The sequence below is a fragment of the Cohnella lupini genome, from assembly GCF_003386205.1.
Taxonomy (GTDB): domain Bacteria; phylum Bacillota; class Bacilli; order Paenibacillales; family Paenibacillaceae; genus Cohnella; species Cohnella lupini.
Genome location: NZ_QRDY01000007.1, coordinates 229,102 through 255,223, shown reverse-complemented (window position 1 = coordinate 255,223; position 26,122 = coordinate 229,102). Strand labels below are relative to the sequence as shown.

The following is a 26,122-nucleotide window of genomic DNA, read 5'->3' as shown; positions in this document are numbered from 1 at the left end:
TCACGATCGACACCCTTGTCTTAAGCTAATGACTACTACTGCCTTCGCCATTCGGGACTTGAACCCTAAAGATAGCGCCCATGCTGGGCGCACATTAAAAAACCACCCCTACAGCACTCGCTGCCGGGGTGGTTTAGGTTCTACTTAAAGATCGACCCATGGTACCGAGTCGCCAGCAAAGATTTTCATTATGCTTCAATGTAGCTTTCGAGGGCGATTTGATTCATGATCGTAATTTTTCCTCTCGAAAGCTTAATGGTTGCCTCGTTCTCCAGTCCCTTTAATGTCCTGCTAATCACCTCTCGGGCCGTACCCAATTCAATTGCCAAGATGTCGTGAGTGATATGAAGGGTATTGGAATTACCGGCTTGCTTGGTCATTTGAACAAGATGCTCCGAGATTCGTCCGCGAATGGATTTAAAGTTGATGCTGTCCAGCAAATTGGACATAACGACGATTCGTTTGGCGAAAGATTTAAAGATGAACTGGCGGAACTTACGATACCGGTCCGTCCAGTCGCGAAAAATGTCCACGGGGACCGCCAGCACCAAGCCGGTTGTTTCCACGCAGGCGGAAGCTTCATATTCGCTCTCGCCTAAAATGCTTGAGGTCATCAAAGGACAGCATTCCCCGCCATGAATTCTGTATAACGTAATTTCCCGGCCGCCCCCGCTGATCTTATACATTCTGACAGTGCCCTCCAGAATCAGGATGGCGTACTCCAGAAATTGTCCTTCTTCGATGATATGGTTGGGCTCCGTTTCAATAACTTGTATACCGCTATGCTTCCAATCCTGTTCGCTGATGTCTGCCAAGCTGGGAAATAAGGAAACGATTCGCGGTAAATATTCGAACAGATTTGAACTCAATCCGGTTCAGCTCCTTGAGAATTACTTTATCATCCAACCTTAACATAAAAGTCTAAGCAGTACCGTGACAAAGTCACCTAACTTAATCTGCCCATAACTTTAATGAGAAAAAAGGAGCCTGCTAAAAAACAAGCCCCTCCCGTAACTTAAAGAGCGGTTGATCCTCGGGTATCACCGCCTCGAAATGCTAAAGAAGCAGAGGGCTGGTATAGCCCTCTGCTTCTATATTTCTCTTTATTAGCAATAAAGATTGCTCCCCGCTGTAACCCCTAGGATTTGCGTAAACCGCAAGTACGCATCCACACGCGCCTGAACTTGTGCCGGGTTGGCGTTATTGCACTCTAGCGACCCATTAATACTTCGAATCGTTTCGCCGAAGCCATTGGAGTTGACCATTGCATTGTGCGGCGTCGTCCATCCCGGACCGTTCTGCGACATCCAATACCAGATCGCAGTCTTCCATGCGATTGCAGCATCGGTTGCCACAAGTTCCGGATTATTCAGTAAGTTAACACCGATATAATCCCCTGCCGCCTTATAATTGAAATTCCAACTGAGTTGTATCGGTCCTTTGCCGTAGTATGCGGACTGTCCGGCAGGACAACCATAGGATTGACCCCAATCGCAGTAGTGGGAGTAGTTCGCCGTATTGTACTCCCTGACGGCTCTTAGCTGATCGGACTCGTGGTTCACGTTAGCCAGGAAAGCAGCGATTTCACGCTTTTTGATCGTATTGTCGCCAGTGGTTGCGAAACCGGCGAAGGAATTAGCCGCGGTTACAAGACCTTGGTAGGTATAAAAGGCGCTTCGGTTCGGAAACATCTGATTGAATTGCGCTTCACTGACGGCAAATCCTCCACCACCGCCGCCGCCACCGGATGATGAAGCCGGTACAATCCACCACTTCTGGGCCGCTGTCCCGTTCTTAGTCCAAATTTGTACATTCGTCCCGTCCGCCGTGCCCGCGCCGCTGACATCCAACGCTTTGTCGGCGTTGAGATTTACAAGCGTATAGGAGCCATCCGCATTCAGATCCAACCACCATTTCTGCGCGCCGGTGCCGTTATCGCTCCAAATCTGTACATTGCTACCGTTCGCTGTGCCTGCCGCATTGACATCGAGCGCCTTGCCGCTGTTCGGATTAATCAGTTTAAATGTTCCGTCGCTGTTTTGAAAGATCGTCCATCTACGTGCTACGGTGTCTGCGCTTCCCCATATCTGCACGTTCGATCCGTCCACTGTTCCCACGCCTTGCACATCCAAGTATTTACCGCTATTCACGTTGATCAGATTATAGGTTACGCCCGAAGACACTGCGGCGGAAGCCGTCAAGGTCGAGATCATGGTTATTAATAATGAAACGATTAAGAAGACTAACATTGATTTCCTTTTCATTCTTTGCATCCTAACATTCACTCTCCCTATGATTTGTTAGAACGCTAAACAAGCTCTACCGCATGTATAAGCTTCGTACCGATTCCTCCTTTCACGGTTTTCCAAGACGAACGGCGTCTCCGTGAATCAACTACATATCTGATCCCTCCTTCGCTCGTTATATATATTGTAATCGTTTACAATTTATGTGATAAGACAAACTCCTGCCTTTATGATTTTATTTGGCGACATTTCGCAGCTTCAGTGGTGATTCCCCATCACCGGTTCCCGAACAACAACCTACTGAACCAAAAAAGCAGCCGCGAAATTTATCGCGGCTACTCGAAGGATTATGATTATTCCAAATGATTTATAGCTTGCACGGGTTTACCTGTCAGACTATTTTCGAACATGTCTATGATAAACAAGAAATGTTCTGCTTCGCGGAATACGTGATCTGCTAATAAAGGATGAATTATGCTCTTAATTCGGCAAGCTTCAATCAAGTCTCGAGCCGTTCTCTTAAAGTCGCGAAGCGATTTAACCGAGACCCGATTCTGATCAAGAAATTGATCAAGGAGCGGAGCGGTTTGCGATTGAGGACGCATGGATTCCAAGTCCTTCGCTTGGAACAATAATTGATCGAATTCTTGGCTGAAATGATTAGCCTGGTCTACCAATTTCCTTTCGGAAGGATCAAGCAAGTGACTAATAAACTTGGCATGATCGGCCATAATTCTCAGGAAAAAAACGTTTTCGTCAATGATGGCATCGGGTAGCGGCTCCAACCTGCCCGTATTTAATTCCGTCAACCGATTTCTGAAATAATTAGCCTCTCTGCTTACATGATCAACTAACAAGGGAAAGTTGTTCGCGCCGGGAAGCTGGCATGTCAAAATTAAACCAAGAACCTTCCTCTTGAAGACCCAAATATAAGATACGGCATTATGGACTTCTTCGTTGAACCTTCTAATCACGTTAGGATCTACACCAAACGTAAATGCATTCGCCCTATTCTCGATCGATTCAAAAACCGCATAAAACTGATTAGCTTCATTAATCAACTGGGTATCATCACAACGGAATCCCAATTTTAGAAATAAAGAATGCTCCTTCATAATCCGCGACCAAAACCTTACTTCTTCTAATGAACGAGCGACAAACGCATCCGACATCAGCACCCCTCCTTAAGTAACAACTCTCATCCGCATCTTATGAGAGAAGTGCTTGTATATATGTATATTCGGGGACGTTGGAAATGCTGAGCCTATATCACATAGAGTTACTCCAACGATGCTCCAATTCATTCAAAAATGAAACCAATACGTCCGTTGCTTTGTCTGCAAGATGACTATATTTCAGGATTTCCGTTTTGGATTGAATATACGGAGATTCCTTCTTAAGTTCGTCTTCCTCGTTTTCAATCATGGAAAGAATATTGTGCCGAAGCACTTCAAGATGAAATTGGAATGCGAATACATTTATGCCGAACGCGAAAGCTTGGTTTTTGCAGGCCGCGCTGGATGCAAGTAACACGGCTCCTTCCGGGAGATCGAAAGTTTCGCCGTGCCAGTGGAAAACCGGCAATTCGGTTGGCGCCGATTCTAAGTAAAGTGCCGCTTGGCCATCCGGTGTCCATTCAATTGGAAACCAGCCGATTTCCGTTTGATCATTCTTATATACTTTCGCCCCCAACGCTTCGGCAATCAATTGAGAGCCTAGACAATTGCCAATGACGATTTTACCTATTGAGATAGCATTCCTAATGGACTCCTTTTCACTCTTCAGCCACGGAAATTCGTCCTCATCGTGAATGCTCATCGGCCCGCCCATGATGATGAGCCAATCCCAATTCTCAGGTGAAGGAAGTTCTTCACCCGCATAGAACCTGGTAACGGTATACTCGTGCCCTCTCGCTTCAGCCCACTTAAGGATTGCCCCCGGATCTTCGAAAGCGACATGCTGCGCAAATTGAATTCTCATTCGTCCCACCTCCACGTCCCGTCACTTATTTGGAATCCATATAATCAATATGCTTATAACCCCATCCGCACATATCCACCAATACCGAACTCAGCGATTTCCCATGTTCGGAGAGGGAATACTCGACTTTCGGAGGGATCTGCTGATAGTTTTGTCTGACGACAAGTCCGTCTCGCTCCAACTCCCGAAGCTGATTGGTCAGCATGCCTTGCGTTACATTCGGCAACAAGCGCCTTAACTCCCCGAACCGCTTTGTACCCTCATTGAGTAGAATAAATAAAATAAGAGGTTTCCATTTGCCGCCGATAGCGTGTAGAGTCGCCAATATTCCCTCTGTCCGACTGGAACGTTCTACCTCAATACGCATATTCGCACATCCTAACTTACATCCGTTTTTCTCGCCTAACCGTCGGGAGGGTCGATCGTCAATATATCCTCGATGAACGCCATCATGCCGAATCCGTATATCATCGCATACAGCTCTCCCAAGGCTGCGGTAACGAATTTATCTAAAAATTTGGCTGGGGAATTCGCCTCTCATGGAATCCGTGTCAACACTGTGGCGCCTGGACCGACTCGTACCGAAATGTGGGCAGGTAGAATACCTAGCACCGAAGAAGAAACCCGCAAGATGGCCGTTGCTTTCGGAATTTCATTAGGCAGATTCGCGGAGCCTCATGAGATTGCAGAGCTTGTCCTCTTCCTGGCCTCCGACCATTCCTCGATGATAACGGGAGCGGATTACATTATCGATGGCGGTTTAGTAAAAACCATTCATTAAGTTTATTTGACCGGTATTTCCACCTGATAATTCGCTCTTACATAGCTCCCATTTTCCAATTGTACTGCAATTGATTTTTCTGTATCGACGTTCTGAATTTCATAATATTTTGAGCCTATCGGAAATTTATTCGAGAAATTCCCAGAGTAAGTTCCTTCTTTATCCGAATAATAGGTAACTTCCCCTATTCCCATTCCAACTTCCGTTATTTTGTCGGCAGTATTTACTGTATAGATATTACCGTTGTAAACCACAAAAGAATCAAAAGCCCACGAAGCAGATGATGTTGTTGCGACTGCTTCTTCTGTCGATGTTGTGGCTGATCGAGTTGTTTGTTGGACAGCACATCCAGATAACAAAGTTAAACATAATGAAGCTAACACGATAAGTACTTTCATTCCCTATCACCTCATGAAATTGACGAATGAAATTTATCTATTGTTGCAACTGTTATTACCATAGTTATTTCTTACATTTAACGATTAAAAAGTTTATTGGAGGTTTAGTTTTCAAGTCTTTATTTGGCTCATCGATATCCGAAAACTCTACGAGTCCATATTTTTCGAATTGTTTTTTTATGGAGTCGGCATCATAGAAAAACATCTTCACGCCTTCCATTATTTCGTAATAGTCTTTATCCAACTTTTTGCCTTTTCCAAACATGGGTGCTTTTTGTGAAACAGTCGTAAAAATCATATATCCATTTGGCTTTAACTGATTATAGCAATCTTGAATAAACTTATCTCTTTCGCGAGCATTCAATAAATGAAGAAGCGCATGGCAAAATAGACCGTCGTATTGCTTGTTATCAAAAGGCATGTCAGTTACCGAACCATGAAAAATACGAATATCAAGCCCGTTTTGCCTTGCCAAATCAATCGCTGTTTTTGAAATCTCGATACCTGTTACATTTATTCCATTGTCGATAAAGACTTTTGCATTTCTACCATATCCGATGCCCGGTACCAGTATATCCTTAACATCCCTTTCAAGGAAAAAGTCCTTCGTCACGATAGCGGAGTCCGTAGGTTCAAATCCCCACATCGTTTGTTTTTCTACAAAGCTTGATTCCCAGAATTCCGTCATATCGCGTTCTCCTTTATGTTCGTTCCCATCTTTCTTTCTGAATCCATCTTTGTGCAATCATATCATACACGTAAGTATATTTCTCAGAACTAGTCAGCCGTATTTTAACCGTCTGCTTATTAGTGATATCACATAAGGCGCACATAAAAAACTGACTCCGGTACATTGCCGGAGTCAGGTGAGGTATTTCTTTACAATACGTTAAATGGGGCCATGCCCAATTAGGATGGAGAGTTATTCATATCGATATTAGTATCCGGCTCTAAGAATAATGACCAACAAAATGAATAGGACAAGTGCGAAAGCCGCGGCACCAATCCCTTTGCCACCAACATCGTAACTCATAGTTAACACCGCCTCGATTTTATTGTGTTTGCTAATCACTCGGTCATTATATGGTTGGATAAATTTATAGACAGTACTATTACCTATCTATCTAGATTAAAAGTCTTTTTTAATTTCTATTTCTATTTTTACGCTTAGAGGCCATGACATCTGGATAATGATTACGGTTTGGAACAGTCAGGTTGAACCGGTTGTTTTCATAAGGGACTTCGCCGTTGTTATCTCCTGATCCTTCGTTGTTATTCGACGTGTCGTTAGGGGGAGAATTGATCATATTTCCAAATATGATCGTACCTTCGTTCTTAACAATAGTAATCCATCCGATATGACAACACATCAAATGATCAACATCCTTTAATATTTCTACATAATTGGTACATGCCATTATTTTATGTATGAAGGTTAGCATCTGCATTGGCTTTTCCACTAGTAACATAAGCCTTAACTTGTTGGTTTCCAAGTGCTCTACCTTTTCTGATGCGTTAAATAATCTAATAAATGAAACTTAAGAGTCCTCCACCATTGCCTTGTCCGATTCCGTCTTTTGGCCCGGAATCGATTCTAATCCGAACTTAATCCGAGCGATGTTCTCTTCCTCAACCGTCGGAAATTTTCCCGAAATGATCGTATCGTATTTATTGGAGAGACGCTTTTGTTCAACGGCCGCGGACTTCATGTTCTCGATTGACGAACACAATAACATAAGTTACTATTAACCTATGTTATTTAAGACGAGGTGAAAATTATGTCAATTCAATTAGCAATATTAGGCATACTGAGCTGGAAGTCCTCGACAGGTTACGATCTAAAAAAGATTTTTGAGGATTCCTCCTTCATGTATTGGTCCGGGAATAATAATCAAATTTACAAAGCTCTAATGAACATGGAAACTGAAGATTTTGTTGCCAGTGAAGTGGTCCATCAGGATAACTCTCCTTCAAAGAAAATATATACGATAACGGAAGACGGACTTAAAGAACTAAAAAAGTGGCTTATGTCTTCACCGGAAGCTCCCGAGATCAAAAAAACGTTTTTGGTACAGCTTGCATGGTCGGATCTGTTATCTAATCAAGAATTAAGCGAGGCACTCTCCAAATATGAAAGCGAAGTCAGACTGCAATTGATTATGCAGAACGAGAAATACAGACGGGCTCTTCATACACCCAATAGAAGCACCAGGGAAAGCTTAATATGGGAGATGATTTCCGAAAACATTACATCAACCTATAACAATGAACTTAATTGGGTCCGTGAAACCCGTCGGAAGTTGTTTGAAAATGAAGTTGTGGAGGAAGAGGAGAAAATGAACTATCAAATTCGAGAAATAGAGAGCAAAAAATATATTGAATTCATTTCTGCTACTGAACCTTTAAGTACAGAGAATGATGCGCTTGATCTGGTGGCTTTATGCTGGGAACATGAGACAACTGCGCTTATGATACACTATACAGCCCTATCGGAAGACTTCTTCAAACTCAAAACCAAATTAGCCGGCGATATGATACAGAAATTTACGAACTATGGGATTAAAGTTGCTGCTATTATTCCTCAGGAGACCAGTCAAAAAGGCAGATTTAAAGAAATGGCCACGGAGACAAACAAAGGCAATCATTTTAGATTGTATGTAAGCAAAGAAGAAGCCGAAGAATGGCTACTGAAATAGAAAGAAAGGCGAGATATTATGAAAAATATATATAAGTCAGTAGCAGGCATGCAAGAAGTTATCGGACAGTACCGACAAATACTCGATGACTGGCCAGTCATAAATCGCCAATACGAAGTAGAGACAAGTTTTGGACCGACATACGTCATAGAGTCTGGATCGAAGGACAATCCCCCACTGATCCTCCTGCATGGAAGCGTATCGAATTCTTTCACATGGTACAGCGATGTCGCCTCTCTTTCCCAAACCTACAATGTCTATGCCATCGACATTATCGGAGAAGCAGGGTTATCGGCTCCAAGCCGACCAAGCTACGCAAGCGGTGCATATGCTCTATGGTTAAATGAAACAATCCATGCACTTAAATTAAGCACCTGTTCCATAGCAGCTATGTCATTAGGTGGCTGGATGGCACTGAGTTTCGCCACCACCTATCCGGATAAGGTCGATAAATTAGTTTTGCTTTGTCCCGGAGGGCTTGCACATGAAAAAGCCAGTTTTCTATGGAAAGCTATTTTTTACTCTCTGCTTGGAAAATGGGGCCAGCTGCAAACACTCAAATTAGTGGGTAGCAAGATTTCCTCATCCTCGTTATCAGAATTGGGAAACGGTCTTACGTTTGCATCGCTTACGTTCAAACATTTCAAGCCGCGAACGGCAAAAATGCCACTATTTCGCGATCAGTCACTTGGTCAGTTAACGATGCCCATTTTAATGCTTTTTGGAGATTCCGATCAACTGATACCTGCAAGCAAGAGTATTAAGCGACTCCAACAATTTGCACGACAAGCCAGGATCGAGCTTCTCCCGGATACAGGCCACCTCATTGTCAACCAAGCAGATAGGATACTAGAATTCTTGATATCAGAGATCGAAAATGACATACCCGAAAGTCATATAAATAAAGAGTTATACTACTAATGTTACATCGACAGTTTCATAAATATCGAATCCGGTGTTATTCGTCATTGCTCCTTAATGTCATTAATAAAATTGTACTCTCTTGTTTTGAAAGCTTTCCATATTTGGACTGTCCTTCAATAATTATTTCAAGTAAGTCTTTCATTGGTGTGATCCACACAGCGTAAGTAATTGGTTCATATGAAATAGTTCTGTCTATGTTAATCGTTTTAATTTTATAATCAGGTCCACGGGACATAGATATCTTTGCATTTTCCCATGAAACATTTTGTAAAACATTCATTAAAGTTTGCACAGTTTCATTATCCTCAATCTTCTTATAAACCTTATAACTTTGATCTTCAGGTTTACTGATATGAAGAATCAAGTTCTGCTCATGGACTGAACCCACTTTTCCGGTTTTCTTATCATTAATACCCGAATGCGAGCTACATGAGGTTAATAGACCCAACAAAGATAGAAATATGATAAAAACTTTCATTAACTCCCCCCTCTCACTTACAAACGAACCCAAGGTTAAATAGTTGCAGAAAATTCCATTTAAGTATACTGCAGTTAACGCGATGAAATACAAAGAAAACGGCATCTCCGATGGGGATGCCGTTCTCTATAGCTCAAATGATTCAACGTCGCATTGGACTTGATCACCGATCCGATTGTCGGAGACGTGTTTCTTCATCAATGCGATGAAAGCTTTGGCGGCGCGGCTCAAGAATTTATCTCGGCGATAGATCATGACGATCTGCCGGCAAAGCGTTGGGCTAACGATTTTAACGGCTTTCAGTGAAGCGTCGTTATGAAGATCCAATAATGATTTGGATAAAATGCTAGCTCCCGCATTAGATTTAACGAGATTAATAATCGAATCGATCGTATTGGTTTCAATGAACGGAATGAGTTGGACCCCTGAAGTATTACAAGTGATATCGATCAACTGTCGGCATTTATGATTTTGCGGGAAGAGGATTAGCGGAAATTCCTTGACCTCTTCGAACGCGATAAATTCCCTGTTCGCTAGCGGATGATCGGAAGATACCGTTAAATAGAACTGCTCGAAATAGAGAGGGATCTTCTCGATGCGCTCATCCGCTATAGGCATTATCGTAACGGCCACGTCAAGTTCATTACTAAAGATACGTTCAATGAGATTCTCGGCTGCGACGATCCTGATCTGTATGCGAGGTGAATTTCGGTTGAATTCGACTAGGAGGGAAGAAACCATATGATTAAGTTCACCCGGTAAACACCCGATGGACAACATTCCGCGTTCGCCTGCGTTCAATTCCAAGATCTGTTCTTTCGCGTTCTTCAACGCCGTGAAAATAATCGCCGATTGCTCTCTAAGGATAGCTCCGGCTTCCGTCAATTCGATGCGTTTGCCAAGTCGATCGAATAGCTGTACGCCGATTTCACCCTCCAAAGACTTTATCTGATGACTGAGCGTCGGTTGGGTTATTCCTAGTTTCTCCGCAGCTCGTGTAAAATGAAGTTCTTCGCAAATCGCCTCGAAATATTCCAATTGTCTCAATTCCATGGTTAATCCCCCTAAGCGGCAAAGCGGACTCTAAATATGAACCAGTTCCTAAAATAGGATATCCGATTTCAAAGTTATTATCTATCATTTCATTGTAAGGTTTTCATTAGTTGAAATGCGTTTATCCTCCTCGATCATCATTAGGTTTATCTATGGAAACCATAGAAACGATAGCATTGATCTATTCAATCAGCTCACATACAATGACTTCAGACTTATAACAGCACAGAGAAAGCGGTGAGTGATATGGGGGAATTGGTAGTGGCAAGACATGCATCACGCGTAAATAAAATCGGATCGATTCAAAATTTACCCGTTAATCTCTTCGGTTCCGTCATGGGGATATCGGGTTTGGCATTGGCATGGAGGTTATCCCATACGGTATTCGGAACGCCGAATATCTTGTCGGACATTTGCGGTTGGATAGCAATCGTGGCGTTTATCGTTTTGGTGTTTTGTTATGCAATGAAAGCCATTCGTTATCCCGCGAAGGTCGCTTCGGAATTTGCGCATCCGATCTTGGGTAACTTTTTCGGAACGATCGCGGTATCCTTGCTTTTGTTGTCCACTGTCATCGGTTCTTATAGCTCGGTATTAAGCGAAACGATATGGATCCTAGGAGCGATCTTTACCTTTATTCTTGCCTTCCTTATCTTGTCGAGGGTACTGAAAGGTTCCTTGGTGCCTTCCAATGTGGTGCCGGCATGGTTGATTCCCGGTGTAGCAACTTTGGATATAGCCGTAGCGGGAGGAACAATGCCGTTCGAGTGGACGAACGAAATCAATATATTAAGCATGGCGATCGGGGGATTCGTTGCCTTGGTATTCTTCGGGCTTATCATTTCGAGGCTCATCCACCACGAACCCATGCCCGCGGCGCTGACTCCGTCTTTGATGATTTTGATCGCGCCGTTCGAGGTCGGTTTTCTCGGTTATACGAATTATGTGCAGAAAATAGATCCCTTCGCTTCGATTCTGTTTTATTTCGGATTGTTTATGTTCCTGGTTCTGCTCTCTAAAGTGTTCAGAAAGTCCGTTCCTTTCGGACCGACATGGTGGGCGCTCAGCTTCCCGATCGCAGCGCTCGTTAATGCGGCATTGAAATATGCCATATACATGGACTCGTGGATCATGGATGCAATTGCGATTATTTTATTGGCGTTTTTAACTTTCGTAATCTGTTATCTCTTCATACGTACTTTGATGATTGTGTTTAATGGAAAATTGCTCGGTGGGGTATAACTCTTTTTGACGTTTTGCACGGCCGGTAGAAATCGCGGCTGCCACTAAACCGTTCCCTATGAACATGAATGGCTTAGTGGAACAGGTTGATGCTCTGTGCAGGCCGAGTAACATGGACACCGTCGCTACCTTGCAAATCCGTTTGTCGGTATCCGTGAAATGAATGCTTTTCGTATGACAAATGTCATTTCATTCTTCGCAAAGGGCATTAACATGAGAGGCGGAATCGCTTTTTAGCACCTATTCGGCCGCTGCTTTTTGATTTAAATTTATAATGAAAAGAACCGATAAATGTGTGTAGTCTTACACACACGATCGGTTCTCCTCTTTGCGTTAGCGCTTAAGCAGGTTAATGTGGTCCAGATTCGTACTGGAGTTGAAGATAAACGCAAGCTTGAATTTGCCGCGGTAATAGGTAATTTTTTGCTGCACCAAGGAACCGTTACGAATAGTCACCGAGTTGGAAGGCACACCCCACTTATGAATAAGTAATTTTTTAGTTATGCCCCCAATATTCGTCTGCCGTTCGACATTCGTTCCAAAGTAGCGCATTTCCCGAATCTTGTTCAGTTTGTAAGCTATTGCGTAGCCCGGGTGCCCCATATTCGCAGTATAACTATCGAACCCAGCGGCATTCCTTCTCGGCTGGTCCGGCTGGCCGATCTTGCCGATGACTTCTTTACGGGTGCTTACCCCTATCTTCAGTCCGTTCACCGAGCCTGGGAATCGGCCATTAAGCGCAGGTTTGTAGAAGCTATTTAGCGTCTTCAATGCCTTGGCCGCGTCTTCTGGGCTTGCTTGTCGTAACACCGGCTTCGACACTTCCTGGGAATTAGCCCTAGGAGTTAACCCGGAGACAAGAATAAAACTGACAAAAATCATGGCTAGTGCTGCTCTAAGCAATTTGTTCATAATAGAGGCCTCCTCAGTTGCAATTAGTAAGATGCTCCCTTATCTTTTCCCGTTAATAAAGTTTTCATTAACCTCTAAGACTGAATATAGGTGCACCTAAGGGCGCTGAACGTGCTCCTCCGTCAACGGTAATTTCTGCTCCCTGAACGAATGAAGAATCATCGGAAGCCAGAAATAAGGCGACACGGGCGACTTCCTTCGGATCACCCATACGGTTAAGAGGTATCGTTCGCGCTTGGGCGGCTTCCAGCTTTGCAGTTTCTTCATCAGTCGTCTTTTTCCAAATTGGCGTGCGGGTTGCTCCCGGTACCACCGTGTTTACGCGGATCCCCCGCGGCGACAAATCGGATACGAATACTCTAGCCATGCTGCTGATTGCTCCCTTACTCGCGGCATAGGCGGATCTTTCAGGTGCACCGTCCGTAGCGCGCGTCGAACCGGTCAAGATAATAGAAGCTCCTTCCTTCAGATGAGGCAAAGCGGCTTGCACCGTGAAAAAGACTCCGGTTACGTTGATCTTAAGTACTTCCTCGAAAATCGATAACTCGGTTTCTCCCAAAGGTGTAGCAGATGCAATACCGGCATTTGCGTAAACGATGTCCAGCCTGCCGAAGAAGGCGACCGCTTTGGACACCGCGTTAACCATACTTGCCGGATCAGCTACATCCGCTTGAATCGCGAAAATATTAGGACCAAGCTCTGCTGCCACCGAGTTTAATGTAGTTTGATTCCGGCCCGTGATTGCAACCTTCGCTCCTTCTGCTACAAACAGCTTTGCGGCAGTCAAACCGATTCCGCTATTGCCTCCGGTAATCAACGCGACTTTCCCATCTAGTTTTCCCATATTCCTACTCCTCTGAGATTGACAGTTTCCATCTATAATGAGTTCAGACTTGCAGGAATATACAGAACGAACAGGTGGGAGGATATGTGGCTTGGGTTGGTTTACACAAAAAAACCCAGACTCGAGTTTTCTCGAACCTGGGTTAAAGCAATTTGAGGCGCGGTTGCTCGCACTTATTTGAAAGAAGCCGCAAGCCGTAGAAGAAGGACGACCGCTTCTGCACGCGTCATATTAGACAGCGGATTGAACTTGTTCCCTCCTTGACCTTGAATCAGTCCTGCCGTTTGTGCCGCGTTAATATAAGGCTTGGTCCAAGCCGCAATAGCGGCATCATCCGCGAATTCCGTCTTCGTTACCTTGGCAACTTGCAAACCGTCCGCTTTGGAGACCATGACCGCGGCTTCAGCACGCGAAATGCGGGCTCCCGGACGGAAACTCTGGTCTGGATAACCGCTAACTACGCCGGCATTGACTGCAGCCGACACCGATTCGTTTGCCCAAGGCAGAATGTCCGCATCATCGACGAAGATCGCTTTCGCTCCGGCCGACCATTCGAGCAACCGATGCAGCATCGTTACGAACTCTGCTCGGGTTACCGACTGTTCAGGACGGAAGGTGCCGTCTGAATACCCGCTTACGAGTCCAACTGCAGCTCCTTCTTGGATAGCCTTCTCCGCCCAATGTCCGTTAATGTCGGAAAGAACCGGCTGTTCGAGTGCAACGGAGATTACCGCGAACTTCGTGAAATGATCCGTTTCGCCTGTTATTTGCGAGCCTTCTGCCTTTCCTTTGAGCGCTACCCAATGTTTGGCGGTCTCATCGTAGTAGGCTATCGCAGCCCTCTGATTATCGCCGATCTTAGCGTCATCCCATTCAATGCTGAGCTTAATGGGAACTTTAAAATTTCCCGCCGTATATTTCTTCAACTCATACGCTTTGCTGAGCAGTTGCTGATTGGTCTGCACAAGCTTAAGCGCCGCATCCGTCACAACCTCCATCGTCATAAACGTCGGCTGATCGACAGCGCCTGCCGGAATATGCAACGTTAATCCTTCAAAAGTCAAAACGTTATCTTTCTTAGGATCAATCAGATATTGATGCCATTGAGGATTGATCAGGACTGGAGAATTCATTTGATTAGGTTTGCTTTCGATATTCGAAATCGAAATGCTCTCGATCTGCTCATTACCCGCCGAATCGATTGCATAGACGGTGTAGTCACCGTTTGCCGTTACCGAGAATGTCCCCCCAACGACGTCCGAACCGAAAGCCGGATTCGCAAAATCATCGGCGCTTAACGCGCCTGCCGCCCACTTCAGCCTTTGTAGTCCGTTTCCGGCAGCAGCATCATATACGGATACCGTAACCGAAACTTCTATCGCATCGGCAGTCGAAGTTCGCGGATTATAATCAAGTACTATCGTTGGTTTCGTTGTAATGATATTCGTGATCTCGATGTTCTCTGTCCGCTCATTACCAGCAGTATCGATGGCATAGACGGTATAATCTCCGTTCGCGGATACCGAGAACGCCTCCGCAACGACGTCCGCGCCAAAAGTCGGATCCGCAAAATCACCCGTGCTTAGTGCCCCGGCCGACCATTTCAGCCTTTGGAGACCGTTTCCTCCCGCCGCATCGTATACGGATGCCGTTACTGAAACTTCCACCGCTCCGCGAGTGGGGGTTCTAGGTTGATAGTCCAAGAGAATCGTAGGTTTCGTCGTTAAAATATTCGTAATCTTGATGAACTTCACTTGTTCGTTGCCCGCTTGGTCCATCGCGTACACCGTATAATCGCCGTTATCATCGGCGACGAATTCATTTCCCGTTACGGTCGTTCCCGATAAAGCGAAGTACGAAACGTCTTTATTGCCATTACCCAACTTAAGCTCTAGTATGTTAGTTCCCGTTCCAATCGCATTCACCGTCACGGTAATCGAATCTTTCGTCGGATTCGTCGTGGAAGGCGTCAATTCTATCTCCGGTTTAATTCCGTCGATCACGATGCCGTTCGTCACCGGAAGAGAGCTTGGTAATTGCATGGAAGCCGCGGCCGGATCGCCGACGCCGACGATTGAGCCGGGAGAGGAGGCTACCAATGCGTTCCCGAGTTCTATTCCGCCGTTAGCCTCGTTGCTTTCTTGCACGGTATATCTGAAGCTCAGTTTCTCAGACTGCCCGCTAGGTTGACCGATGTAGAGGGCTGCCTTCTCTCCGTCATCCAACGTGATCGGCAATGACGGAATATTGCCCGTATCGACTTCAACCGGATAATCGTAGGTAACGGTAAAATCCAACTCGTCACCGATGCCGTATTTCGCGTTGCTGGGCACATCCACGGCGACCGGCTTCGGCACGGGAACGGATATCGCGAGACGATATACGCCTTGCCATCCGTCGGTACCCGTCGTCCTTATATCGATAATATTATTGATGCCGAAATCCAAATCCACGTCTTTTGTACCGCCTGCCTGACCGTCAATCGCGATCGTCGCGCCTGCATTGTTCGGTACGACTGTTACTTTCGCTTCGGGTACCGGCGCGGTAAGCGCCAGCGAATAACTACCTTTATTTCTATTAAATGAAAGCGGTATGTTCGCTCCGGCGATCGTGACGGTCACATTGCTAAGTAAAGCACCTTGAAGGCTGTTATAGGGCATCGGGTAAGTCGTTCCCTCGATGATCCCCCAACCGCCGACAGCAAAGGGCCAATTGGAAGAGCTATAAGTCAGGGGAGTCATCATTTCCGTCGTCGATTTGTCGGCGCCCCCTCCCGGCGAAGAAGACTGTCCGCTCACGTCCTTGTCCCAGAACGAATCGGTAATCGTGTTGGTACCCGTATGTCTGCCGATCAGACCTCCGGTATCGCTGTTTCCTTCTACTCTCGCGGCGGAATAGGACTCGTCTATATTGAGGACGGCCGTTGACGAGCCAATGAGTCCTCCAACTTGGGTATTTCCGTATACCGCACCCTGCACGGCAATTCGGCTTGACGTCAAGGTTCCGGCCGCGTTTCCGATCAAGCTTCCGACGCGAATTCCGCCGTGGACGTCGACACCCAACAGCGATACGTTCGCAATTGTCGCATTATTCGTCGAGCCGAACAAACCGATATCCGATTGGGCGGTCCGATTGATCGTTAGATGATGAATCGTATGGGATTGGCCGTTGAAGTTACCTTCAAAAGGACTGACTGCGGTTCCGATCGGCGACCATGCTAAACCGCTCAAGTCGAGATCCGCTTCCTGCACATATGCATCGTCCAAATCATAACCGCTCGCTTGGCCGATTTGCGCCAATTCGTCGGCGGTCGAAATCCGATGCGGATAATCCAATGAGCCATCTTCACGAATGACGGTCAGAAGATACATAGCTTCCCGGTCGTTATCTCCGGTTACTTGAACGCCGAACACGTTTTTCCCTTCGGCAAGCGACACCGTCACGACTTGATCTGAATCCAGGTCAGGTATCGCCGTGCTTGGGGGATTGGCGTCCGACATATCCGTATCCTCGAAGAAGGCAATGCTCGACGCTGATTCCATAGATTCAGCCGATATTGTTAAAGCGTTAGTCCTATTAACGACTTGCAACTCGTAAACTCCGTTATCTCCCGTAAAATCGCGATCCCAGACGATCGTTGCATCGCCGTCGGGATCTTCAATCCCCAAAGAATTCAACGCTACCTTCTTATAGTCTCCGAAATGAAGCGGATAGGTAATCTTATCAATCATCCCCCACGTCGGGCTAGCGCTAGTAAAATCCCATGCGTCATAGGTAGATCTGAGCTTCATATTTGCCGTATCACTCTTGGTGCCACCGTCGGAAACGTTAATTACGCTCGTATCCCCGTTCCAATACGAGTTTGTAATATCTGTATCGTCATACACATTATCGCCGACCAAACCTCCAGCCGCCGATCCTGCTCCTACTTTAGCCGTTGTATAAGAGCCGGTAATTGTTCCAGTACTATAGCCGACCAAACCTCCATAGCTATCTACAGGACTGGCGCCTACAATAACTTCGCCATGGGAGTAACTGTCAATAATGCTGGAATGTTCATTGTAACCGACAAGAACGCCTACCGAGTCATTCCCAGTTACGACTCCTTCCGCGGAGGAATTGATTATCGTTGTATTAATTGCATCGCCTACCAAGCCTCCGACATACTGATAACCGGTTACATCAATATTAACCAGATGCACGTCCTCAATCGTGGCGCCCTCCGTTCCTCCGAAGAAGCCGACGTTTTTAGTCGAATTCATCGTCAGATTCCTAAGGGTGAAGCCATTGCCGTCAAACTTCCCCGTAAAAGGCGTAAACGGGTCACCGATCCGCTTCCCATTGTAAGAGGTCAAATCAATATTCCCCGTTAACCGATAGTTCTCTTCCCAAGTCATACTATTATTGCTGATGTTGTTCAACTCGGTAACCGTGTCGATTTCGCACCACCCGTCATCGGCGCTCCATACGCCTCCGACGGTGCCTACGCAAATTAACTGAGTCGCTGATGCCACGCGTACGAACGGAATCGAACTCGGCAGCAACGAAGCGGCCATCGTAACAAGCAGCAGCATCGATAATACTTTCTTCTTCATAATGAATAGCACCCCTGTAATCATTCTTCTACCATTTACGCGTCATTTTCGACAATTTATTTACATACTCATCAGTATATAGTTTATGGCCATGGAGATATCCAGTCAAGAAATAATTAGTAGATTATAGAAATTATGACGAGCAGAAACGAGAAAAAAGCTTGATTTCTCAAGCTTCAAATGAAAATGGATTTATCGGAGATTAACTATCACCTCTATAATAGACTACCCTTTAATAGATCCTGCGAGCAATCCCCGAACGAAGTAGCGGCTAAGGAACGCGTACACTAGCAGCGTCGGCAACGCCGCGAGTAATGCCCCTGCCATCTGGACGTTCCAATGAACGATCTGGCTGCCGGACAAATTTTGCAAGGCGACCATGATCGGCTGCTTCTTCTGCGTAGTGAGGGTTACGGCGAATAGGAATTCGTTCCATACGCTCGTGAACTGCCAGATGCATACCACGACGAACCCGGAAATGGACAAGGGAAGCATAATTCTGCGGAAAATTCCGAAAAACCCCGTGCCGTCGATCTTCGCCGCTTCCAGCATCTCCGTTGGGATTCCGACGTAGAAGTTCCGGAACATAAGCGTACATATCGGAAGTCCGTAGATGACATGCACGAGCACGAGACCCGGAATCGAATTGTAGAGCTCGATTTGCTGCATGAATTGAATCAAGGGAATCAATACGCTCTGGTAAGGAATGAACATGCCGAACAGCATAAGCGCGAACAACAAGTTCGAACCGCGGAAAGACCATTTGGATAACACGTATCCGTTCATCGCTCCCATCAGCGCCGACAATGCGGTTGCCGGTATCGCTAGCAGGAAGCTATTCCGCAAGTTAGGAAGCAATTTATCGTAAGCCTCTTTATACCCGGCAAAATCCAAACCCTTCGGAAGATGCCACATTTTATCCAGCGTAACTTCGTCCAAGCCCTTAAAGCTAGTAACGATGATAACGTAAACGGGAACGAGGAATAGCGCGGCCAAAGCGATGAGAAGCAGATATTTGAAAAAAACGGTGCTTGATCTTGTTTGCATCTATTCCCGCTCCTTTCGGAAGCTCGAAATCAGGTACGGCACGATCAGCAAGGAAACGAGCAAGAGCATGATCATGGCGATACCGGATCCTTGAGCGTAATGGTTCCCGCGGAAGGTCGTCTCGAACATATACACGCCGGGAACGTCCGTTACGAACATGGCGCCCGGTCCGGTCATGGCGTAGATCAGATCGAAAATTTTCAAGGAAATGTGCGCCAGAATGATGATCAAGCTCATCGAGATCGGCTTTAGCTGCGGTAAGACGATCTTGCGGAATACTTGCTTCTCCGTCGCGCCGTCGATTCGGGCCGACTCCCTTAAGTCCTCGGAGATCGAACGTAATCCAGCCAAGTACATCGCCATCGCGAATCCCGACATTTGCCACACTGCGGCTAACGCAACTGCGATTATGGCTACCGGTAAGCCGAAGTCGATCAAACCGAGGTGGAGCTTAGGGATGATCAAGGTGCTGGTAAACCATTTGGGCGGATTCGATACTCCCATCGATTTCAAAGCCAGATTAATCCCTGTCGTCGGATTGAGCACCCACTGCCATACGACTCCCGTAACTATGAAAGAGAGCGCCATCGGGAAGATGAAGATGTTCCGGAACAAAGCCTCGCCCTTGATTTTCGAATCCACCATTCTAGCTAGAAAAAGTCCGCAAAGCATCGTAAGCCCGATGAAAAGCACGGTAAAAGCCAGCGTATTCCGCAAATCCGACTGGAACCTGAAATCCTGGAACAGAAACTTATAGTTATCGAAGCCGATGAAATGAGAGGTTCTCACGAGCGTATTCCAATCGGTGAAAGATACGTATCCCGTCCATGAAATAAACCCGTAGACGAAAATCGCGATCGCTAACACCGAGGGCAGCAGCATCAGAATGGGGATCGCTCTCTCGGATCTATGAATCATTATGCCTTCCCTCCAATGGAAAGGGCCAGATGAGCATTCTCCCATCTGACCCTCCGAGTCCTATTTAATGCTGGAAGATTGAGCCGCTTTCAACGCTTTCAGTGCTTGATCCACGTCACCGTTAGTCACGAAGATATTAACCACTTGATTCGCTTGCGTTGTGAAGCCTTCCGGAGCGGCCGATCCGTGCGCCATGCTCGGAGCGAGCTTCGCCGTCTTGAAATCCTCGATCGTAGATTGGCCGTAGACGTCGTATTTGGATATGTCCGCGTCGATGCGAGCCGGAATCGAGCCCTTCAACGGGTTGAATACGTCCTGCCCTTCTACGGAGCCGAGCACCTTCAACCATTCCTTGGCGTTCGTCTCGTTCTTGGAGCTCTTCGGAATAGCGAACGTATCCGTAATGACCATGAAGCTGCCCGTCGTGTTCGGCGTCGGAACCCAGCCGAAGTCTGTATTCGCTTCAAGCTTAAGATCCGTGGTGAAGTAGCCTTTGGCCCAGTCTCCCATGATGTTCATGGCCGCTTCGCCGTTGGCCACGAGTTGAGCCGCGTCTTGCCAGTTGCGGGCCGCGTGGTCTTCGTTCACGTAGCTTAACATTTTCTTGAACGTTTCCAGCGATTGCTTCACTTTCGCGTCGTCGAAGGAAAGCTCGTTGGTCCACAGCTTCTTGTAATCGTCTGCACCGAGCACTCCGAGAAGAACGTTCTCCAGGACCATCGTTGCCGCCCATGGCTCTTTATCTCCTAGCGCTAGCGGCGTGATGCCTTTCGCTTTAAGAGCGTCCGCGACTTGGAAGAATTCATCGAACGTCGTCGGTGCTTTCAACCCGTTGTCGTCGAATATTTTCTTATTGTAGAACGCGACGTTACCCCGGTGAATATTAACCGGCACCGAATAGGCTTTACCGTCTTTGCTAACGAGATCGATCAAGTCCTTCGGGAATTTGTCCTTCCAGCCTTCCGACTCGTACAGATCGTTCAGCTCGATGACTTTGTCCGCCGCCACCCATCCGGTGTTCAACTCGGCGCCGCCATGCACCTGGAACGCATCCGGCGGATCTCCGCCTTGCATCCGGCTCGCCAGAACGGCTTTCGCGTTCGTACCCGCTCCGCCTGCCACCGCCGCGTTAATGACTTCGATCTCGGGATACTTCGCGGAGAATAAACCGATCAAGCCCTTCAAGCCCGCTTCTTCTCCCGCGCCCGTCCACCAGCTGAAGATCTCGACTTGCCCGCCGCTTGCCGGCGAAGCTGGCGCGCTTGCGCTAGCCGAAGGCTTAGGGGAATCCGAAGCCGAGGCAGAAGCGCTTTGCCCATTATTCCCGTTATTCCCGTTGTTGCCTCCGCATGCCGACAGAAGCATGCTCGTTAACGCAATGGCCGATACCGTTAGACTTAATTTCTTCACTTCCATACCCCTCTCGCATATATAATGAAAGCGTTTTACATTCTCATCATAACGGGTTCGGGGCGCGCGTGATAACGTGGTTGATCTATCTTTTCTTCCGTTAATATTCACAAAGAGGGAATTCAGGAACGATAATGATGATTACGGTACTCTCCCGGAGACATCCCCGTATTCTTGTGGAACCACTCGCTGAAGTATCTCGGATTCGAATATCCGATCGCCGAGCCGACCTCGTATATTTTCATCGCGTCGTTGCTTAATAGCAATGCCCGCGCATTGTCCAGACGGACCTCGGACAATAGCTCGCCGAAGGATTTCCCGGTTTCTTGACGGAATAATCGGCTTAAGTAATTGGGCGTGATGAACAATTCTCCCGCGATATCCGTCAGATGCAGATCTTCCCGAAATCTGGTCGCAAGAATATGGATCGCCTTCTTGATCAGATAGGAGCTCGGTTCTTCAACGACGGCTAGCTTGGTCGCCGACTGTCCGTTCTGCGAGACCGATTCGATCGACTCGTCGCACATTCGCTTAGCCTTCGCTAACGACGACTCGATTTCTTCGACCTCAGCCGGTTTAAGCAAATAATCGACGGCGCCGAGCCGTACAGCCTCCTGCGCATACTTGAAATCCTCGTAGCCGCTCAGAAATATAACCTTGGGGATTGATCTATCCGGTCGAACGTTCTTTAGCTCATGAAGCTTAGCTAACAGTTCAAGCCCGGTCATATTCGGCATGCGAATGTCCGTCAATACGATGGCTGCCGGTTCTCGCACCAAGTAATCGTAAGCTTCCGCCCCGTCTTGAAACGCTTGGACCAACTCGATGCCGAGTTCTTGCCAGCCCACATGCTCGCTCAATCCCTCGCGTATCCAAGCTTCGTCGTCGATGATGATCGCTTTGCAACTATCGTTTTTCATATTCGCTCTCCCTTGTTCCTTATTTGCCCGTAAGCCGATTCAGATCGTTGGTTGCTTCCTTAAGCGCGTCCTCGGGTTTTGACTCCAATGTGTAAATTTTCGCCAAAGCTTTCTCTATGATCTCTACCATCGAGGGATAGTAAGTTATCGACGGCTCCGATTGAGCGACCTTCATGCTCTCCAGGATCAACTGAAAATCGGGTCTGGTCGTCGTATATGCCGGGTCCGACAAGATCGACTTACGGGCGGGAACTCCTCCCGCCTTCACGTAAAGTTCGCCGCCTTGTTTGCCCGTGGCGTAAGATAGAAATTTCCATGCCCATTCCGCGTGCTTAGAGTTTGCATTGATGGCGAACGTCCAGCCTTGCTGGAACGGAACCCTCTGAATTTCTCCCTGCGAGTCCTTCATTCCCGGAAGCAACGCTATTTTTATTTTACTGCTGAGTGGACTATCCGCGTCGGATCGGATCATCGGATATGCCGCGTTCCAGAACGGCGCTGCCATCGCGACTTCACCCGATAACAAGGCATCCCGCGTTTTCACGAAATCCCAGTAGAGCAGATCATTCGGAACTAATTTGCGCTGAAGCAACTGTTGCATAAACCGTGCCGCTTGCAAGGACTTAGGCTCGCCGAGCAACGAATGGCCGTCTTTATCGTCAATGAAGTCTCCCCCGAATGTCCACAAGAGCGAAGCGAATATTTTCGTTCTCTCTTCGGGGACGACGGCCGGCATGGCTAAGCCCCATTTGGTCGGCGATCGCGGATTCCTGCTTTGGGAAAACTTCTCCGCCAGAGCAACGACCTCTTCCCATGTCTCGGGAGGTTTGGGAATGAGATCGCTTCGGTAATAGATGAAATGAGTGCTGATGTCGGTAGGTAACGCGTAAATCGAATCCTTGTACCGATATACGGTCAAGAAGTCTTCCAAATCGAACGTCTCCCGGTCAGTAAGAGAAGGATCGTTGATAAAAGGATCCAAAGGAAGAATCGCACCCGAGGAAGCTAATTCAGCTACGGATGTATTCGGCATGAACACAAGATCGAACGTATCCGAACCGGCTAATAGCTGAGTACCGACCGTGGCGAAGTAACCGTCCCGTCCGACCTCGATTAGCTCCGCATGAATACCGGTCGTTTTCTCGAAAGGTTCTAACAGGTGTCGAAGCGCCGAGGACTCCGTACCGGTTCGGATCAGAACTTTAATCGTGTTCGACGTCGGATCCGATATCTTCGGCATCGCGTTCCGATCCAGAAATACGATTCCTCCGAGCGCCCAAAGCGCCATAAGCCCGAAAGCGATCGACAGCCAAAGGGTTAGTTTTCTTCTCGTCATTCGTTCTCACTTCCCGTTATTCGACTGAACGGGATCGTCACGGTAACGAGCGTCCCGCCCTCTACTTGTTCCACGACAAGACCGTGCTCCGATCCGAACGCCATCTGAATGCGGTTCTGAACATTGCGCAAGCCTACGTGATCTCTTGGCGCATCTCCTTGCAGAACCTGTTCGACTCTCACCAAATCTACTGGATTTCCCGAATTGAAAATCCGAATGACGACTTGCTCGCCTATTCTCCTTGCGTCGATCCGCACTTCCCCGCCTCCCGGCAAATTGGATATGCCATGCTCGAGAGAGTTCTCGACAAGAGGCTGCAAGAGAAGAGGAATCACGGCTGCGTCTTTGGCCCGAGGTTCCAGATCGATATGATACCGTACACGATCGCGATAACGGAACGATTGGATCAGCAAGTAATTTTCCAAGTGGCCGAACTCTTTTTCGACCGTCGTCCACTCTTGCCCGGCGTTCAGGGTAAATCGGAAAAACTTCCCGAGCGCGGCGACGAGCTTGCTGATCGGCTCTGCTTGATGCTTCTTAGACATCCAATAGATCGTGTCGAGCGTGTTGTACAGAAAATGCGGATGAATTTGCATTTGTAGCGTCTGAAGCAGCGCCTCGCGCTTTTCTTTTTCTTTGCGTTCGTTTTCCTGCATAAGCTGCTGGATACGGTCCATCAATCGGTTGAAGTTCCTTTGGAGAATGCCGATTTCATGAACGGATCCTTGTATCTCTCGTACGTGCAAGTGGTCGATAGACGTATAAGACATCAATCGGGCAAGCTGTATGACGGGTTTGGACACCGCATTGGCCATTAGAATAGAAATCACGACGAAAATAACCGTACCCAGCATCGCCATAATCAACAAATACTGGAGGATTTTCTGGTTAGCTCCGAGAAGCTCGTCCATGGGGACGACGGCCGTCATCTTCCACCCGCTAATGTCCGAAGTCGCGTAGGACAGCAACCACTTTCCCTCCAGTTTCACGGTACCGCTTCCCTGCGCAGGCAAGGATTTGACCGCGTTACTGATCGCTACATTCTGCAGTAGCGCGGCCTCTTGCCGATAGACGACTTCGCCTTCGGAATCCGTGACGAGCAGCGCCCCGGTCGAGCCGATCCGCACGTTTGCGAGCGAATCCGCCAAGAAGCGGTCATTCAGCTGTACTAGCAAGTGCCCTCTCAGTTCGGAGAAGTTACTATCGATGAGCTTGCGTACCGCGACCACCGAGTCTCGAACCGAAGTCTCGAATCCCACGGGTTGCCGGAATGCGGAACGGCTTTCGCTGAACCAATGCATCTTGAGCGGTTTGTTGTCCACGGTTGCGATGATATCGCGGTAATTCTCTTCATTCATTTGTTTAGCCCATTGATACGTGTTGTCGGTAGACAGAACGATTTTATCCGGCGTGACGAAATAGACAGCCCGGATATGATCCAACCGGCCGCGAAACAAGTCGAAGAAAACCGTTTGTTGAAACTTACGGTTGGCTTCCTGCAGCTGATAAGGCGTATTCAGCGGAGAATCTAGAAAATCAAGATGCCGCTGATAGAGCAGCGACCAGGTAAGGCGATCGATTTCCGTTAAGTTGGCATCTAACGCTTTGCCGGTTTGCTGAACGGTTTGGGCAAGGAACTGGCTGACCTGGTTCTGGAAGATTTGATTTTCCTTCTTGTAGGTGACGAAGGTAATGACCACCATCGGAAAAATCATGAGCAGTAGGAAGATGGTTAAAAGCAAGGTTCGAATGGATATCGGTTTGGAGTATGAGAGCATGACGTTCGTATGTCCTCCTTCGGCAGGTCAAGAACGCATTCGAGCAATCGCTTACAATTTGTACATTCCAAATCTTATGTCCGAATCCAACTTCTGTCAATCGCCATGGTATAATACCTTCCGCTAAGTTGTTTGTGCCTGTACCTCCTGATATCATGAAAATATATCTATATCGGGAGGGAACGACTTGGAAGAATTCGCAGAATATTTGTCGCGTATTGATAATCCGCAAAATCGGGCTAGAACGGAAGAAGTTTTGAGTTGGGTTTCCGGAAAATTTCCAAGCCTAATACCGAAAATGGCATGGAATCAGCCCATGTATACCGATCACGGCACATTTATAATAGGCTTTAGCGTATCCAAGCATCATTTGGCCGTTGCCCCTGAAAGGGCAGGCATGATCCATTTTGCCGATGAAATCGCGCTTTCCGGTTATGACCATAGCAAAGAATTGATTCGGATACGGTGGGACAGTCCGGTCGATTATTCATTGCTTGAGAAAATGATCGAGTTCAACGTTTGGGATAAGGCGGAATGTTCAACTTTTTGGCGCAAATAAAAAAT

General features: G+C 47.1%; 24 protein-coding genes. 5 read left to right on the top strand and 19 right to left on the bottom strand.

Annotation, left to right across the window (positions count from 1 at the left end; genetic code table 11):
* Positions 1-188 precede the first annotated feature (188 nt).
* From DFP95_RS15020 to DFP95_RS15000, 5 genes are all read right to left on the bottom strand, one after another.
* Complete coding sequence (locus tag DFP95_RS15020; RefSeq protein ID WP_245987678.1) at positions 189-869, bottom strand: Crp/Fnr family transcriptional regulator; 681 nt, start codon at positions 867-869, stop codon at positions 189-191.
* A 237-nt stretch (positions 870-1,106) separates the two neighbouring features.
* Positions 1,107-2,264, bottom strand: coding sequence for a glycoside hydrolase family 19 protein (locus DFP95_RS29410; protein ID WP_245987677.1), 1,158 nt, complete (start codon positions 2,262-2,264; stop codon positions 1,107-1,109).
* A 335-nt stretch (positions 2,265-2,599) separates the two neighbouring features.
* Entirely contained in the window at positions 2,600-3,418 is an 819-nt protein-coding gene (locus tag DFP95_RS15010; protein ID WP_181907440.1) for a DUF2935 domain-containing protein, read from the bottom strand.
* Positions 3,419-3,515: 97 nt separating this feature from the next.
* Positions 3,516-4,226 (bottom strand): type 1 glutamine amidotransferase, encoded by a 711-nt coding sequence (locus DFP95_RS15005; RefSeq protein WP_115993449.1) that lies wholly within the window; start codon positions 4,224-4,226, stop codon positions 3,516-3,518.
* 25 nt (positions 4,227-4,251) lie between these two features.
* Positions 4,252-4,593, bottom strand: a complete 342-nt coding sequence (locus DFP95_RS15000) for a winged helix-turn-helix transcriptional regulator (protein WP_115993448.1) — start codon at positions 4,591-4,593, stop codon at positions 4,252-4,254.
* A 54-nt stretch (positions 4,594-4,647) separates the two neighbouring features.
* Here DFP95_RS15000 and DFP95_RS14995 point away from each other — a divergent pair, with 54 nt between their 5' ends.
* Entirely contained in the window at positions 4,648-5,007 is a 360-nt protein-coding gene (locus DFP95_RS14995) for an SDR family NAD(P)-dependent oxidoreductase (protein WP_281273417.1), read from the top strand.
* 2 nt (positions 5,008-5,009) lie between these two features.
* On the opposite strand, the gene DFP95_RS14990 is transcribed toward DFP95_RS14995, so the two are convergent.
* The 3 genes from DFP95_RS14990 to DFP95_RS14980 form a co-directional block, all read right to left on the bottom strand.
* Positions 5,010-5,405, bottom strand: a complete 396-nt coding sequence (locus DFP95_RS14990) for a hypothetical protein (RefSeq protein WP_115993446.1) — start codon at positions 5,403-5,405, stop codon at positions 5,010-5,012.
* A gap of 64 nt (positions 5,406-5,469) precedes the next feature.
* The gene (locus DFP95_RS14985; protein ID WP_115993445.1) at positions 5,470-6,093 is read right to left on the bottom strand and encodes a class I SAM-dependent methyltransferase; all 624 of its coding nucleotides are present in this window, start codon (positions 6,091-6,093) and stop codon (positions 5,470-5,472) included.
* A 249-nt stretch (positions 6,094-6,342) separates the two neighbouring features.
* Positions 6,343-6,438 carry a sporulation protein YjcZ gene (locus tag DFP95_RS14980; protein WP_115993444.1) on the bottom strand — a complete coding sequence of 32 codons (96 nt, stop codon included), beginning with the start codon at positions 6,436-6,438 and terminating at the stop codon, positions 6,343-6,345.
* A gap of 745 nt (positions 6,439-7,183) precedes the next feature.
* Here DFP95_RS14980 and DFP95_RS14970 point away from each other — a divergent pair.
* Both DFP95_RS14970 and DFP95_RS14965 read left to right on the top strand, forming a co-directional pair.
* Positions 7,184-8,101, top strand: coding sequence for a PadR family transcriptional regulator (locus DFP95_RS14970; protein WP_115993442.1), 918 nt, complete (start codon positions 7,184-7,186; stop codon positions 8,099-8,101).
* Positions 8,102-8,119: 18 nt separating this feature from the next.
* Positions 8,120-9,022 carry an alpha/beta fold hydrolase gene (locus DFP95_RS14965; RefSeq protein WP_115993441.1) on the top strand — a complete coding sequence of 301 codons (903 nt, stop codon included), beginning with the start codon at positions 8,120-8,122 and terminating at the stop codon, positions 9,020-9,022.
* A 37-nt stretch (positions 9,023-9,059) separates the two neighbouring features.
* Here DFP95_RS14965 and DFP95_RS14960 read toward each other — a convergent pair whose 3' ends face one another.
* Both DFP95_RS14960 and DFP95_RS14955 read right to left on the bottom strand, forming a co-directional pair.
* Complete coding sequence (locus DFP95_RS14960; protein ID WP_115993440.1) at positions 9,060-9,503, bottom strand: YhfM domain-containing protein; 444 nt, start codon at positions 9,501-9,503, stop codon at positions 9,060-9,062.
* Between the two features lie 126 nt (positions 9,504-9,629).
* The gene (locus tag DFP95_RS14955) at positions 9,630-10,556 is read right to left on the bottom strand and encodes a LysR family transcriptional regulator (protein WP_115993439.1); all 927 of its coding nucleotides are present in this window, start codon (positions 10,554-10,556) and stop codon (positions 9,630-9,632) included.
* 261 nt (positions 10,557-10,817) lie between these two features.
* Here DFP95_RS14955 and DFP95_RS14950 point away from each other — a divergent pair, with 261 nt between their 5' ends.
* Positions 10,818-11,798, top strand: coding sequence for an SLAC1 anion channel family protein (locus DFP95_RS14950; protein ID WP_245987676.1), 981 nt, complete (start codon positions 10,818-10,820; stop codon positions 11,796-11,798).
* 333 nt (positions 11,799-12,131) lie between these two features.
* On the opposite strand, the gene DFP95_RS14945 is transcribed toward DFP95_RS14950, so the two are convergent.
* The 9 genes from DFP95_RS14945 to DFP95_RS14905 form a co-directional block, all read right to left on the bottom strand.
* Complete coding sequence (locus DFP95_RS14945) at positions 12,132-12,710, bottom strand: YjgB family protein (protein WP_115993437.1); 579 nt, start codon at positions 12,708-12,710, stop codon at positions 12,132-12,134.
* 67 nt (positions 12,711-12,777) lie between these two features.
* Complete coding sequence (locus tag DFP95_RS14940; protein WP_115993436.1) at positions 12,778-13,554, bottom strand: SDR family NAD(P)-dependent oxidoreductase; 777 nt, start codon at positions 13,552-13,554, stop codon at positions 12,778-12,780.
* Between the two features lie 173 nt (positions 13,555-13,727).
* Entirely contained in the window at positions 13,728-18,149 is a 4,422-nt protein-coding gene (locus DFP95_RS14935) for an S-layer homology domain-containing protein (RefSeq protein WP_181907438.1), read from the bottom strand.
* Positions 18,150-18,374: 225 nt separating this feature from the next.
* Positions 18,375-19,196, bottom strand: a complete 822-nt coding sequence (locus DFP95_RS14930; RefSeq protein ID WP_115993434.1) for a carbohydrate ABC transporter permease — start codon at positions 19,194-19,196, stop codon at positions 18,375-18,377.
* On the bottom strand, positions 19,197-20,114 hold the full coding sequence (locus DFP95_RS14925; RefSeq protein ID WP_245987675.1) for a carbohydrate ABC transporter permease: 918 nt from the start codon (positions 20,112-20,114) through the stop codon (positions 19,197-19,199).
* A gap of 60 nt (positions 20,115-20,174) precedes the next feature.
* Entirely contained in the window at positions 20,175-21,479 is a 1,305-nt protein-coding gene (locus DFP95_RS14920; RefSeq protein ID WP_115993466.1) for an ABC transporter substrate-binding protein, read from the bottom strand.
* Positions 21,480-21,646: 167 nt separating this feature from the next.
* Positions 21,647-22,444: a response regulator transcription factor gene (locus tag DFP95_RS14915; RefSeq protein ID WP_115993432.1), complete on the bottom strand. Its 798-nt coding sequence runs from the start codon at positions 22,442-22,444 to the stop codon at positions 21,647-21,649.
* A gap of 19 nt (positions 22,445-22,463) precedes the next feature.
* Positions 22,464-23,780 (bottom strand): ABC transporter substrate-binding protein, encoded by a 1,317-nt coding sequence (locus DFP95_RS14910; protein WP_115993431.1) that lies wholly within the window; start codon positions 23,778-23,780, stop codon positions 22,464-22,466.
* Positions 23,777-25,558 (bottom strand): cache domain-containing sensor histidine kinase, encoded by a 1,782-nt coding sequence (locus tag DFP95_RS14905; RefSeq protein ID WP_115993430.1) that lies wholly within the window; start codon positions 25,556-25,558, stop codon positions 23,777-23,779. The genes DFP95_RS14910 and DFP95_RS14905 overlap by 4 nt, the downstream gene beginning before the upstream one ends.
* 187 nt (positions 25,559-25,745) lie before the next feature.
* On the opposite strand from DFP95_RS14905, the gene DFP95_RS14900 reads away from it, so the two are divergent.
* Positions 25,746-26,117: an iron chaperone gene (locus tag DFP95_RS14900; RefSeq protein ID WP_115993429.1), complete on the top strand. Its 372-nt coding sequence runs from the start codon at positions 25,746-25,748 to the stop codon at positions 26,115-26,117.
* Positions 26,118-26,122: the final 5 nt, after the last annotated feature.

What these genes read in the sequence shown, in the direction of transcription:
- DFP95_RS14940 (WP_115993436.1), bottom strand. Translation starts at nt 13,554, where the DNA reads ATGGGAAAACTAGATGGGAAAGTCGCGTTGATTACCGGAGGCAATAGC.
- DFP95_RS15005 (WP_115993449.1), bottom strand. Translation starts at nt 4,226, where the DNA reads ATGAGAATTCAATTTGCGCAGCATGTCGCTTTCGAAGATCCGGGGGCA.
- DFP95_RS14980 (WP_115993444.1), bottom strand. Translation starts at nt 6,438, where the DNA reads ATGAGTTACGATGTTGGTGGCAAAGGGATTGGTGCCGCGGCTTTCGCA.
- DFP95_RS14905 (WP_115993430.1), bottom strand. Translation starts at nt 25,558, where the DNA reads ATGCTCTCATACTCCAAACCGATATCCATTCGAACCTTGCTTTTAACC.
- DFP95_RS14965 (WP_115993441.1), top strand. Translation starts at nt 8,120, where the DNA reads ATGAAAAATATATATAAGTCAGTAGCAGGCATGCAAGAAGTTATCGGA.
- DFP95_RS29410 (WP_245987677.1), bottom strand. Translation starts at nt 2,264, where the DNA reads ATGAAAAGGAAATCAATGTTAGTCTTCTTAATCGTTTCATTATTAATA.
- DFP95_RS14960 (WP_115993440.1), bottom strand. Translation starts at nt 9,503, where the DNA reads ATGAAAGTTTTTATCATATTTCTATCTTTGTTGGGTCTATTAACCTCA.
- DFP95_RS14955 (WP_115993439.1), bottom strand. Translation starts at nt 10,556, where the DNA reads ATGGAATTGAGACAATTGGAATATTTCGAGGCGATTTGCGAAGAACTT.
- DFP95_RS14985 (WP_115993445.1), bottom strand. Translation starts at nt 6,093, where the DNA reads ATGACGGAATTCTGGGAATCAAGCTTTGTAGAAAAACAAACGATGTGG.
- DFP95_RS14910 (WP_115993431.1), bottom strand. Translation starts at nt 23,780, where the DNA reads ATGACGAGAAGAAAACTAACCCTTTGGCTGTCGATCGCTTTCGGGCTT.
- DFP95_RS15010 (WP_181907440.1), bottom strand. Translation starts at nt 3,418, where the DNA reads ATGTCGGATGCGTTTGTCGCTCGTTCATTAGAAGAAGTAAGGTTTTGG.
- DFP95_RS14990 (WP_115993446.1), bottom strand. Translation starts at nt 5,405, where the DNA reads ATGAAAGTACTTATCGTGTTAGCTTCATTATGTTTAACTTTGTTATCT.
- DFP95_RS14935 (WP_181907438.1), bottom strand. Translation starts at nt 18,149, where the DNA reads ATGAAGAAGAAAGTATTATCGATGCTGCTGCTTGTTACGATGGCCGCT.
- DFP95_RS14915 (WP_115993432.1), bottom strand. Translation starts at nt 22,444, where the DNA reads ATGAAAAACGATAGTTGCAAAGCGATCATCATCGACGACGAAGCTTGG.
- DFP95_RS15000 (WP_115993448.1), bottom strand. Translation starts at nt 4,593, where the DNA reads ATGCGTATTGAGGTAGAACGTTCCAGTCGGACAGAGGGAATATTGGCG.
- DFP95_RS14920 (WP_115993466.1), bottom strand. Translation starts at nt 21,479, where the DNA reads ATGCTTCTGTCGGCATGCGGAGGCAACAACGGGAATAACGGGAATAAT.
- DFP95_RS14970 (WP_115993442.1), top strand. Translation starts at nt 7,184, where the DNA reads ATGTCAATTCAATTAGCAATATTAGGCATACTGAGCTGGAAGTCCTCG.
- DFP95_RS14930 (WP_115993434.1), bottom strand. Translation starts at nt 19,196, where the DNA reads ATGCAAACAAGATCAAGCACCGTTTTTTTCAAATATCTGCTTCTCATC.
- DFP95_RS14945 (WP_115993437.1), bottom strand. Translation starts at nt 12,710, where the DNA reads ATGAACAAATTGCTTAGAGCAGCACTAGCCATGATTTTTGTCAGTTTT.
- DFP95_RS14925 (WP_245987675.1), bottom strand. Translation starts at nt 20,114, where the DNA reads ATGATTCATAGATCCGAGAGAGCGATCCCCATTCTGATGCTGCTGCCC.